This window comes from Bacteroides neonati (assembly GCF_000499785.1).
GTDB lineage: Bacteria > Bacteroidota > Bacteroidia > Bacteroidales > Bacteroidaceae > Bacteroides > Bacteroides neonati.
Window position 1 is genome coordinate 213802 of record NZ_HG726023.1, and the last position, 11842, is coordinate 225643.

At 47.4% G+C, this 11842-nt stretch carries 14 protein-coding genes and 1 tRNA gene; 7 read left to right on the forward strand and 8 right to left on the reverse strand.

The features are described 5' to 3' along the window. Window positions 1–6: 6 nt before the first annotated feature. Window positions 7–2313, reverse strand: coding sequence for a TonB-dependent receptor (locus tag TY03_RS13625; RefSeq protein WP_042370918.1), 2307 nt, complete (start codon window positions 2311–2313; stop codon window positions 7–9). Between the two features lie 200 nt (window positions 2314–2513). Here TY03_RS13625 and TY03_RS13630 point away from each other — a divergent pair, with 200 nt between their 5' ends. Then, on the forward strand, window positions 2514–3365 hold the full coding sequence (locus TY03_RS13630) for a mechanosensitive ion channel family protein (RefSeq protein WP_042370920.1): 852 nt from the start codon (window positions 2514–2516) through the stop codon (window positions 3363–3365). A 94-nt stretch (window positions 3366–3459) separates the two neighbouring features. Here the strand turns inward: TY03_RS13630 and TY03_RS13635 are convergent, their stop codons facing one another. Continuing rightward, the gene (locus tag TY03_RS13635) at window positions 3460–3699 is read right to left on the reverse strand and encodes a hypothetical protein (protein WP_042370922.1); all 240 of its coding nucleotides are present in this window, start codon (window positions 3697–3699) and stop codon (window positions 3460–3462) included. A 145-nt stretch (window positions 3700–3844) separates the two neighbouring features. On the opposite strand from TY03_RS13635, the gene TY03_RS13640 reads away from it, so the two are divergent. Continuing rightward, complete coding sequence (locus TY03_RS13640) at window positions 3845–4081, forward strand: hypothetical protein (RefSeq protein WP_042370925.1); 237 nt, start codon at window positions 3845–3847, stop codon at window positions 4079–4081. On the opposite strand, the gene TY03_RS13645 is transcribed toward TY03_RS13640, so the two are convergent. The 6 genes from TY03_RS13645 to TY03_RS13665 form a co-directional block, all read right to left on the reverse strand. After that, complete coding sequence (locus TY03_RS13645) at window positions 4078–5226, reverse strand: glycerate kinase family protein (RefSeq protein WP_042370928.1); 1149 nt, start codon at window positions 5224–5226, stop codon at window positions 4078–4080. The genes TY03_RS13640 and TY03_RS13645 overlap by 4 nt on opposite strands. Before the next feature lie 260 nt (window positions 5227–5486). Continuing rightward, window positions 5487–5609: a hypothetical protein gene (locus tag TY03_RS23020; protein WP_262482519.1), complete on the reverse strand. Its 123-nt coding sequence runs from the start codon at window positions 5607–5609 to the stop codon at window positions 5487–5489. Window positions 5610–5613: 4 nt separating this feature from the next. Then, window positions 5614–5946 carry a zinc ribbon domain-containing protein YjdM gene (locus TY03_RS13650; protein WP_042370931.1) on the reverse strand — a complete coding sequence of 111 codons (333 nt, stop codon included), beginning with the start codon at window positions 5944–5946 and terminating at the stop codon, window positions 5614–5616. A 91-nt stretch (window positions 5947–6037) separates the two neighbouring features. Continuing rightward, window positions 6038–6110: transfer RNA gene (locus TY03_RS13655), tRNA-Lys, on the reverse strand. Between the two features lie 80 nt (window positions 6111–6190). Next, on the reverse strand, window positions 6191–7318 hold the full coding sequence (locus tag TY03_RS13660) for an AI-2E family transporter (RefSeq protein ID WP_042370934.1): 1128 nt from the start codon (window positions 7316–7318) through the stop codon (window positions 6191–6193). A 6-nt stretch (window positions 7319–7324) separates the two neighbouring features. Next, entirely contained in the window at window positions 7325–7924 is a 600-nt protein-coding gene (locus TY03_RS13665) for a thymidine kinase (RefSeq protein ID WP_042370936.1), read from the reverse strand. A 112-nt stretch (window positions 7925–8036) separates the two neighbouring features. Between TY03_RS13665 and TY03_RS13670 the strand changes: the two genes are divergently transcribed. From TY03_RS13670 to TY03_RS13690, 5 genes are read left to right on the forward strand one after another with little or no spacing between them, the layout of a single operon-like run. After that, window positions 8037–8699 (forward strand): hypothetical protein, encoded by a 663-nt coding sequence (locus TY03_RS13670; RefSeq protein ID WP_042370938.1) that lies wholly within the window; start codon window positions 8037–8039, stop codon window positions 8697–8699. A 17-nt stretch (window positions 8700–8716) separates the two neighbouring features. Next, entirely contained in the window at window positions 8717–9391 is a 675-nt protein-coding gene (gene rsmI / locus TY03_RS13675; protein ID WP_042370940.1) for a 16S rRNA (cytidine(1402)-2'-O)-methyltransferase, read from the forward strand. Between the two features lie 37 nt (window positions 9392–9428). Beyond that, entirely contained in the window at window positions 9429–10286 is an 858-nt protein-coding gene (locus TY03_RS13680) for a Cbp1 family collagen-binding glycoprotein adhesin (protein ID WP_042370941.1), read from the forward strand. Beyond that, window positions 10286–10978 carry a YjjG family noncanonical pyrimidine nucleotidase gene (locus TY03_RS13685; RefSeq protein WP_042370942.1) on the forward strand — a complete coding sequence of 231 codons (693 nt, stop codon included), beginning with the start codon at window positions 10286–10288 and terminating at the stop codon, window positions 10976–10978. The genes TY03_RS13680 and TY03_RS13685 overlap by 1 nt, the downstream gene beginning before the upstream one ends. A 56-nt stretch (window positions 10979–11034) precedes the next feature. Further along, a complete protein-coding gene (locus TY03_RS13690) occupies window positions 11035–11679 on the forward strand; it encodes a MarC family protein (RefSeq protein ID WP_042370943.1) in 645 nt (214 codons plus the stop codon). The last annotated feature ends 163 nt before the right edge of the window (window positions 11680–11842 follow it).

Genomic DNA, 11842 nt, shown 5'->3' on the forward strand with positions numbered 1-11842 from the left:
AAGCACTTAGAAGCGCAGCGTGAGGTGTGCCAGCACGTTCGTTCCCGCCATCGGGTAGAAGCGTGGGTCGTACTCAAATACGGGCGCTGCTCCGCTCATGTCGACACTCGTCTGCGAATATCCGTTGGTTTCGTAGCGCGTGTTGAAGAGGTTGTACACGCTCGCTCCCAGCGTGACGGCCTTGACCGAGCGCAGGGCGAAGGTGTAGCTCGCGTGCAGGTGGCTCACGCAGTAGGCGTCGAGCGAGTTTTCGCGGATGCCGAAGTTGTCGAGGTACTGGCGGCTGACGTATTGCGTTTGCAGCGACGCGCTCCATCCCTTGTGCGAGAAGCCGATGTTGCTGTTGGCCATGAGCGAGGGCGAGAGGGCGATGGGGGTGTTGCCGCGCTCGAAGGGGTGCGACGTCCAGTCTTTATCAGATACGTAGCCCACGTAGTTTTTGATGCGGTTCTTGCTCCACGTCGCGTTCACGTCCCACCGCAGAAAGTCGGTAAGGCGCGCACCGAGCGATGCTTCGATGCCCATGCGGTAGCTGTCTTTCACGTTCTCGGCCAGGGGCTCGCCAATCTCGTTGACGTTTCCGTTGAGCACCAGTTGGTCGGTATAGTCCATGTAATACAGGTTGAGGCCTGCGTTGAAGCGGGGTGTGCGGAAGCTGTATCCCACCTCGTAGTCGAACATTTTCTCGGGGCGGGGGCGTTCGTCGAAGTGTCCGTCGGTGTAGTTGTTGCGCGTAGGCTCTTTCTGTGCCACGGCAAAGGAGGCATAGGCGCTGTGTGCCGGAGCGATTTGCCAGAACAGTCCCGCCTTGGGGTTGAAGAATCCGAAGGGCTCGTCGACGTTGAGCACCTGCATCTGTGCAGGGTCGGCAGTCCAGTCCCACTTATCGTTTGTGCCCTCGATGCGGTAATCGATGTAGCGGTATTGCAGGTCGGCATAGGCACTCAGGGCATCGGTGATGCGGTAGTTGGCCTTGGCGTATAGGTTGGCGTCGACCTTGCTGCCGGTGTTGCGGTAGTACTCATGGTCGGGGTCGAGGTTGCCGATGTAGTTCTTCACCCAGATCACCTGTCCGTAGTGGTCGTTGCTGTAATAGTTGGCACCGCCTCCGAGCGAGGCCGTCAGTCGGTCGTTGTTGTAGTTGACCGAGAAGATGCCGCCGCCGAATCCGCTGTCGACCATCTTCTTGCGCACCAGGTCCGCCTTCTTGACGAGTGTCTGCCCGTCGGGCGTTCCGTCTCCATCCGTGTCGTTGGTCTGGTAGAAGGGTTTGAGTCCGTACTCCTTCAGTGTGCGTTGGTTCTTATACTCCTGATAGAAGCCCGATCCGTCGGTATAGTGCAGTGCCGCGTTCACGCTCCAAGCAGGCGAGAACGTGTGCGACAGGTGCAGTTGATAATGCGTCTGCCGGTAGTTGTCCGTCTGGTCGTTGTAGAATCCGACGGGCACCTCTATATCATTTCCTTTCGCGTCTTTCCCGGGCACGGTAATCTCTCCGCTGGGATTGTACGTGCGGTTGTCCTCCAGTTGTTCGCGGCTGATGCCGTTCCAGGCGTGGTACGTCTTCTCGTTTCCGCCGAAGGTGATGAATTTCAGCGTGGTGCGTTCGCCGTAGTATCCGCCTTGCACGAAGTACGACTTCATGTCTGCCCACGCACGGTCGCGATACCCGTCGCTCTGTATGTTCGACACCCGGGCATCAAACGCCCAGCGTCCGCCGATGAGTCCCGAACCCACTTTGACCGTCTCTTTATGGGTGTTGAACGATCCGTACGACCCCGATACCTCGGCATAGGGAGTCGAAGGAATGCCCTGCGTGCGCATATTGATCGATGCCCCGAAGGCTCCCGAACCGTTGGTCGAGGTGCCTGCCCCCCGCTGAATCTGCATATCCTCGAGTGATGAGGCAAAGTCGGGCGTGTTCACCCAGAAGATCGAGTGGCTCTCGGCATCGTTCATCGGAATACCGTTGGCGGTGATATTGATGCGTGTGGCATCGGTTCCGCGCACGCGAATACCGGTATATCCGATACCCGCCCCGGCATCGCTGGTGGTAAGTACCGATGGAGTGGAGGAGAGCAGGAACGGAATGTCCTGTCCGAAGTTCTGTTTACGGATCGTCTCTTTGGATACATTGCTGAAGGCGATGGGTGTACGTGCGCCTGCCCGGGTCGAAACGACCTCTACCTCTTGCAGGTTGACGATGCGCAAACTGTCTTTTTCATGGATACGTGTCTCTTTTGCACCCGTCTGCGCATAGGCAGAGGCGCAGGTTGCCAACACGATGGCTACCGTTACTACATTCTTTTTCATCTTGTTTATTTATTCGTTCTCTACGCCGGCATTACCCGGTTCAGGTTCTATGGGTATGTTCTCAGCCCGTCATGTTAAGGCACCCCTATCTGTGATATGAGCTGCAAAAATAGCTGTTTTTGGCGAGGAGTGCAAGAAATATTTGGTATTTAGCCAAAACGTTGTAGCTTTGCAAACTCTAAATTCAATATGATATACTTATGCAAATAACCGAAACCATCGTTGCCCCCGAGGGCCTCGATAAATTATCCGTATTTACTCAACAACTATTCGACTTCGGCATTACGGCCGGCGGGCGTATATTGGGCGCTATTATTGTATTTGTAGTAGGCCGTTTCCTTATCTCGATTGTGAAGCGATTTATTAATCGCCTGATGGAGAAACGTAAGGTCGAAATCAGTGTGAAAACATTCGTTCAGAGCTTGGTCAGTATCCTGCTTAACGTTCTGCTGGTTGTAGCAGTGATCGGAAAGCTGGGGGTCGAGACGACCTCGTTTGCCGCGTTGCTTGCCTCTGCCGGTGTGGCCATCGGTATGGCGCTCTCGGGCAACCTGCAAAACTTTGCCGGTGGACTGGTCGTGCTGTTGTTCAAACCCTATAAGGTAGGCGACTTTATCGAGAGCCAGAACTACAGCGGCACGGTGCGCGAGATCCAGATCTTTCATACCATCCTGACAACACCCGACAACAAGGTTATCTACATTCCCAACGGTGCGCTAAGTAGCGGTGTGGTAATTAACTACAGTCACCAGGTAAACCGTCGTATCGAATGGGTGTTCGGTGTAGAGTATGGCGAAGATTATGAGCGGGTAGCAGCCGTGGTACGTGGTATCATTAACAGCGAAAAGCGTATTCTGTCCGATCCCGAACCCACGGTGGCACTCCATGCATTGGCTGCTAGCAGCGTTAATGTGGTGGTGCGTGTGTGGGTTAAAAGTGAGGATTACTGGGATGTTTACTTCCACATCAACAAAACCGTGTATGCTACTTTCAACGAACAGGGCATTGCCTTCCCATTCCCTCAGCTGACGGTGCATCAGGCTCCGAACTAAATTCACTTCGTCTCGTCCGGTTCAGGCAACGGACGAGGCTCGTAGCAAGAAGAGCAAAGGGCGCGATTTACCAAAGTAAATCGCGCCCTTTGCTTTAGCAAGCTCCAAACTCCTCTTCGGGATCGTAGGTGTTGTCTATGATTCCGAGCAGGTTATTCATTTTCTTCCGTTTCGAGGGGTCGGTCAGGTAGGTTTCTATTACCTTATAAAGATCGAAGCTGTGGGCGGTTCCCTCTGCGAGGTCGAGCGACTCAACTAGTTTTTCGACTCCTTGATGTATCTTCTCTTTCTCAATCAGATGTAGCTCGTAGCTGTGAATCAGTTTCTTTTCCATGTTGTGATATGAATTATATGTTTCCTTAATAAACAGTTGGCTCGGGTATAAAGTTCGGTAAATATATGCGCCCGCGAGGTTCGTTTAAGGGCGAACATTCTAGCCGTCGGCTTGTTATAGTAGTATCATCTTAATACTTCTTATCATGGAGAAATATCTAATTCATAGCAATGAGTTTCATTTGATTGCACCCGAGAAAATCCATACGGCAGTAGAGCAAATGGTCGATACATTGGGGTTAGCAGCCGGTTCCACTTATCACTTTGACCTGTATCGGGTAGTCGAAACCTATTTTTCTGATTTAGAACGTCGAAAGGAAATGAATATGCTCTTAGGCATTACCGATCCTGATACCGACAGTATCGATGATTATGATGGCTAAGCCCCTGATTTGCTCCCTTGTATGATCCTCATGAGTTGAGTAACCGTTCGCTCAATGTTGGCTTGCGTATACCCGGGCATCATGGCTTGAGACAGGCTAACCGGCTCGGGCAGTATGGGAAATACAGCCAGAAAGCCAGCATGATTGAGCGTTTCCGCCTCTTGCAATTGCCCTGTCAACGCAACAACGGGCACATGGCATTGCCGAGCGATGCGAAGTATACCCTCGGGTGCTTTGCCCATGACGGTTTGTGCATCCATTTTTCCCTCTCCGGTAATGATGAGATCTGTCTGTTGAATACGGCTCTCAAAGTCAATCGCAGACAATAGTGTATCTATGCCCGATTGTAGCTTGGCAGACAAGAAGGCAACCAATCCTCCACCCATTCCTCCGGCGGCACCGGCTCCCGGAAGTTTATCGATGTCGATGCCCAACGACTCTTTCAGAACAGCCGACAGGTGTCGAAGGCCTGCATCCAGTTCATCGACCATGCGATCGTCGGCTCCTTTCTGCCGGGCAAAGATGTGCGCTGCTCCTTGCGCTCCCGAGAAGGGATTGGCTACGTCGCACGCAATGGTGAACGTTGCTTCATGCAGCTCCGGCAGTACCCCGCTGGCATCTATCCGGGTAATTTGCGACAAGATCTGTCCGCCATATCCTAATTCATTGCCTTTGCTGTCGAAAAAGCGGTAGCCCAATGCCTGCATCATGCCAAGGCCTGCATCGTTGGTGGCACTTCCTCCGATTCCCATCATGAAGCGGCGGTATCCTCTTTTAAGTGCGTCTTTCACCAACTCTCCGGTTCCGAAGGTAGTGGTCAGCATCGGATTTCGCTCCTCGTCGGACAATAACATGAGTCCGCTGGCAGTAGCCATCTCTATGACGGCGGTTTGCGTGGCCTCGATCAAACCGTACGTTGCTTCTATCGGCCGCATCAACGGGTCGTGGGCGGATGCGGTGACGTAGGTGCCGCCCAGCGAACTGAGCAAGGCTGTTGTGGTGCCTTCGCCACCATCGGCAATGGATAACTTAACGACGTCGCAGTTAGGAAATACGTGCCGGATGCCACGCTCAACGGCATGCGCTACTTCGATGGAGGTAAGAGATCCTTTAAACGAATCGGCTGCAATGACAATTCTCTTCATACTGTGAATGGGGTTAATCGGTTCAGAATGAACGATTCACTCTGCTGCTCACAAAGTTAATAGATATTTAGTAGAAAGAAAGGGTAGTGTGTTGAAGGAGTTGTTGAAAAGTTATCAACAGGTTAATTTGCTTATAAATAGCGTTTTCGCTGTTTTATGAGACCTGTTATTAACAGGCTGTATCGCGAATTGTGAATAATGGGCAAGAGGGAGATGGTGTGTTTCTGGATATCGGCTTGTTTCGTTTGTGTAAAAGCCGACTACACTTTATGGAAAAGGCCACCGACTTTTATTTTTTTCCCGCCGTCTTTTTCAAAAAGCCCGCCGCCTTTTTTTAAAAGACGGTCAGCTTTTCGTCGGCCTTCTGCGGCTTGTGAAGCCATCGGTTTATTTCTTCAGGAAGCATGTTTTCAGCACGATGCTGCTTCCGTCTATTTTGCAATCTACTTCTTCCGCGTTCTCGGTCAAACGGATGCTTTTTACTTTGGTACCTCTTTTGATAACCATCGAAGATCCTTTTACTTTTAAATCCTTGATTACGGTTACAGCATCGCCGTCTGCCAGCTCTGCTCCGTTACTGTCGCGAGGTACATCGGGTGTTGCATCTGCTGTTACACTTTCGGGGTTGAATTCGTGCGCGCAGTCAGGACACACGTATAGAGAACCGTCAAAGTAAGTGTTCTCACCTTTGCAGCTCGGACAATTTGGAATTTCGTTCATCTGTTGTTGTTGATTTTTAAATATGAGATAGATATAGAAATAATATAAAAAAAGAAAAGAGACAGCTTATCGTTGTCTCTTTCTTTTCAAGTGATCCAGCTGGGGCTCGAACCCAGGACCCCAACATTAAAAGTGTTGTGCTCTACCTGCTGAGCTACTGAATCAATCTGTTATTGCGGTTAAGCGGGTGCAAAGATAGGTACTTTTATTTAAAATGCAAGCAATACGAGGTAAAAAAATCAATTTATTTTTCTTCGGTCTGATTATCAGTGGTTTCTGAAATGTCATTTTCTATGCTCTCTCGATTGATTATAAAGCGTTGGTAATACGAAAGCATGAGCGTAGTAAGCGGAAGTGCTATAATCATGCCCAACATTCCCATCAAAGAGCCCCAAATGGAGAGTGAAAGTAGAATAATAGCCGGATTGAGTCCCGTAATCTTGCCCATGACTTTGGGAACGATCAACGTATCTTGTATGATTTGTACAACACAGAAGACAATGAGAGCCGAGAGAATGATGATCCAGAAGTTCTGTCCGGTATCGGCTGCTTTCAGAATGGCGAGCAAGATGGTTGGTACGAAACCGATCAATTGTAGATAAGGTACCATATTCAACGCTCCGATAAAAAGCCCGAGCCCGATGGCCAAGGGGAAGTCGATAATAAGGAAACCAATGCTGAACAGAATACCGACGCATAAGGCCACGAAGGCTTGCCCGCGGAAATACTTATTCATACCATTCTGCACATCATTTACCAACGTACGTGTGAAACGGCGGTATTTGAGGGGTAATAGGTGAATCCATCCTTCGGCGATGGCTTCATAATCGAGAAGAATAAAGATGATATAAAGTAAGATAATAAATGAAGCAAATATACTAAAGAGAACACTCACCGACTGCGACAGCAAGGCCCATAGCTTCGGAGCTGTGCTTTGAATAGCGTTCAGCAGGTTCTCTTCGCTTAACAATCGATTCAGCGCTTCAATATCTATGTTTTCGTGGATGAATTGAGAAAGGCTGTGAGGTATGTTATGATCGCCCGAGAATCCGTTGGTGAAATAGGTAACCAGGAGCGTATTAACCTTATTGAACTCCGTCAGCATGGGAGGCACGATTAAATAAAAAGCCCCTACGCCTATGGCTAAAAGAGTTAACAAGGCACAGAAGATAGCCGCAATTCGACTTTTTAGCCGCAGTTTATACTGAAAGAACTTAACCAACGGATATATCAGGTAAGCGATGAGCCAAGCGATAAAGAAAGGTAATAGTACACCACTCAACCTTTCAACCAACATGAGCGCGCCTATTATTAACAGAAAGCCCAAGGTGCCACGTATAAAACTGTCGAACGTAATCTTCTTCTTTTCCATAATATTTTATCCTTTTTCTTCGTCTTCAATAAGTGCATTTTGATAACAAACCCTGCACAATGGTTCGTATTCGGCCGTCTCACCCAGTAACACCTGCTTGTCATTCTTTACTGTGCGGTGCGAAAAGGAGGCTAGCTGTCCACACTTCATGCAGATGGCGTGCACTTTTGATACCTCGTCGGCGATGGCACACAAGGCAGGCATCGGGCCAAACGGGTTTCCTTTAAAGTCCATGTCGAGCCCGGCAATAATAACCCGCGTACCATTATTGGCAAGCTGGTTGCAAACATCCACCAATCCGGCATCAAAGAACTGTGCCTCGTCGATACCCACCACATCGACCTCGGATGTGAAGAGCAGAATCGTGGCCGAAGAGTCTATGGGAGTCGACGCAATGGTGCTGCTGTCGTGCGATACCACATCTGCCTCTGAGTATCGTGTATCAATGGCCGGCTTGAATATTTCGACCCGTTGACGAGCAAATTTGGCACGTTTCAATCGTCGGATCAGCTCTTCGGTTTTGCCCGAGAACATCGATCCGCAAATAACTTCAATTCTTCCTCTTCTTTTCGTTTCCTGTATGTGGTCTTCTGAGAATAATACCATGATTAAGTGTGTTATATTTGATTGCAAAAATAATACTTTTAGCGGCTTCGCCATGTTATTTCATTATTTATTTCTACATTTGCGACATTATTGGGTAAGTTATAAAAGGAATATGCAAGGATTACTGACTGACATAGAATTGGATATCCAGGAGCTGAGATACTTAACTGAAGCTTTTCTGCGAGAACCTAATGCAATGCTGCGTGAGGTGCTCAAACGCAATATCTTGCAAATGCGTGGTCGCCTGGACTCAATGCTACAACAACTCGACGTTGTAGAGCCTGTACAAGAAAAACGACCTATAGTAAAAGAGGCTATAGCCAAAGAACCTGTTGTAAAGGAAGAGGTAGCGGTAGCTGTGGTGCCGGTGGAAGCCCCGGTTATTGAAGCCCCGATTGCCGAAGCCCGAACTGTGGAAGCTCCGGTTATTGAAGCCCGAATTGTGGAAACCCCCGTTGCCGAAGAGAAGGTTATTGAAGAGCCGATCGTTGAAGAACCACTCGATAAGGACTGTGTGGAACCGACACCTATTTTGGCCGAACGCATTCGGACAGGTGCCGATTTGCGTCGTTCCATCAGCTTGAACGACTCCTTTCGCTTTTCGCGCGAGTTATTTGGACATGATCCGGAATTGATGAATCGCGTCTTGCAACAGATAGGAGAGATGAGCTCATATCAGGCGGCCGTTTCATTTCTTACCTCCAAAGTACATGTGGAAGAAGAAAACGAAGCGATGAATGATTTGCTCGAACTCCTCAAAAAATATTTTAATTAATCAGATAAGCCGATTATATGGGAAAGTTATACGTTGTACCCACACCTGTGGGCAATCTGGAAGATATGACCTTTCGGGCCATCAGGGTGTTGAAGGAAGCCGATTTAATATTGGCCGAAGACACACGTACTTCCGGCATTCTACTGAAACATTTTGAAATCAAGAATTCAATGCAATCGCACCATAAATTTAATGAACATAAGATGGTAGAGAGCGTTGTTAATAGAATAAAGGCAGGCGAAACAATCGCTTTGATATCCGATGCAGGTACCCCCGGTATATCCGATCCCGGATTTCTGGTTGTTCGCGAATGTGTGCGCAACGGTATCGAAGTTCAGTGCCTTCCGGGTGCTACTGCTTTTGTTCCTGCTTTGGTTGCCTCGGGGCTGCCCAATGAGAAGTTCTGCTTTGAAGGCTTTTTGCCGCAAAAGAAAGGACGAATGACCAAACTCAAATCATTGGTTGAGGAGCCCCGGACGATGGTTTTTTATGAATCACCCCATCGGTTATTAAAAACATTGACTCAGTTTGCCGAGTATTTTGGTGCCGACAGACAAGCAACCGTATCGCGCGAAATATCCAAGATGTACGAGCAAACCGTACGCGGTAGTTTGGCCGAGCTGATAGAACACTTTACCGCCACCGATCCTCGTGGCGAGATTGTGATTGTAGTAGGAGGAATAGACAATTAAAATAACTTCATTAACAAAAAACGTAAAACGTAAGCGTATGAAAAAGTTAGCAGTTTTATTTGTGTGTGTAGCCACTTTGGCTTCGTGTGATAGTTTTAAGGGTGGAAATAAAGACCTTAAAGCTGAGAATGATTCTCTTTTATTAGAGTTGAGTCAACGTAATTCAGAATTGGACGAGATGATGGGTACTTTCAATGAGATTCAAGAAGGTTTCCGTCAGATAAATGTAGCCGAAAGCCGTGTTGACTTGCAGCGAGGCACCATAACCGAGAATGCAGCAACCGCTAAACAACAGATTGCTTCGGATATCGAGTTCATCACTAAGCAGATGGAAGAGAACAAAGCGCAGATTGCAAAGTTACAGTCGATGCTTAAAAACAGCAAGAACAGCTCAGCTCAGTTGAAAAAGGCTGTTGAGTCTCTTACTGCCGAGTTGGCTTCTAAGCAACAACGTATCGAAGAACTTCAAACAGAGTTGGCATCGAAGAATATCCGTATTCAAGAGTTAGATGCTGCCGTTAGCGGTCTGTCTGCCGATAAAGAATCACTGACTGCCGAGAATGAGGCAAAAGCTAAAACAGTTGCAGCCCAGGATAAGGACTTGAATGCAGCTTGGTTTGTATTCGGAACAAAATCTGAATTGAAATCTCAGAAGATTCTTCAGAGCGGAGACGTATTGAAGAGTGCCGATTTCAACAAGGATTATTTTACTCAGATCGATATTCGTACAACGAAAGAGATCAAGTTGTATTCTAAACGTGCCGAACTGTTGACCACCCATCCTACCGGTTCTTACGAATTGGTAAAAGATGATAAGGGACAACTGATTCTGAAAATAACTAATCCGAAAGAATTCTGGAGTGTATCCAAGTATTTGGTGATCCAAGTAAGATAATGAAATACAAAAACCTCTTTTTTGATTTAGACGATACATTGTGGGCATTTTCGGCCAATGCACGCGATACATTTGAAGAAATGTATTTTAAACATGGGTTGGATGCACTGTTTGATTCCTTCACACACTTCTACTCGCTCTATCAGAAGCGAAACCACGAATTGTGGGTGGAATATGGAAACGGACAAATCACCAAAGAGGAACTCAATTGCCAACGCTTTCTGTATCCTCTCGAGGCAGTAGGCGTTGGCAATTCTGCTTTAGCAAAGCAGTATTCCGATGATTTCTTTGCCGTTATTCCTACCAAGAAACGGTTGATGCCTCATGCAATAGAGGTACTCGAATACCTTTCGGGTCACTATAACCTCTATATCTTATCCAATGGCTTTCGGGAGCTGCAAGCCAAAAAGATGCATTCGGGAGGCATTCATCACTATTTTAAGAAGGTGATTCTCTCTGATGATCTGGGTGTAATGAAGCCTTGGCCCGATATCTTTCACTTTGCTCTTTCGGCTACCCAGTCCGAACTCAAAGAATCGCTCATGATTGGCGATAGCTGGGATGCCGATATGGTAGGAGCCCATGGCGTGGGCATGCATCATGCTTTTTACAACGTATCCGGACGCACCGAATACCCTTTTCAGCCGACTTATCAACTAAACGACCTCAAAGAGTTAATCGAACTGTTGTAGCATTAATAGAATAATTGTAATTTTGCATATATTATCAATCGTATAAACATGCAATTATGGATGCTCTATTACCTTTTTTCCTACTTTGCTTCACTTCTTTTTTCACGTTGACCAACCCACTCGGAACGATGCCCGTGTTCTTAACCATGACCAATGGCATGAACAACAAAGAGCGTCAGGCCATTGTGCGCCGGGCTACCATTGTTTCCTTTATCACACTGATGGTATTTGTCTTTGCCGGTCAGTTTCTTTTCAAGTTTTTCGGTATCTCTACCAATGGTTTTCGCATTGCAGGCGGAGTCATTATCTTCAAGATCGGTTTTGATATGTTGCAGGCTCGCTATACTCCCATGAAGCTAAAAGACGAAGAGATTAAAACGTATGCCGATGATATTTCCATAACCCCCTTGGGTATTCCGATGCTCTGTGGTCCGGGTGCTATTGCCAACGCCATTGTGCTGATGCAAGATGCTACCTCGTATGAAATGAAAGGTGTACTTATTGGTACCATCGCCCTTATTTACTTTATTACGTTCCTGATTCTTCGCGCCTCGACGCGTTTGGTGAAACTACTTGGCGAAACGGGCAATAATGTCATGATGCGATTGATGGGACTTATCTTGATGGTAATAGCCGTAGAATGTTTCGTGAGTGGATTGCGGCCTATCTTGGTTGGGATATTGAAAGAGGGATTATTGTAGCTAATACAGGCTCACCAAGAAAGCAATACAGTTTTTCCTATGTAAAACTCTTCTAATAGTAAGAATATAACAAAACCAATTAAATTGATCTTCAATAAATCAATTTAACTGGTTTTTGTTATATTCAAGATACTGCTAGCCTCTTTTTATTTAAAAGAGTGTA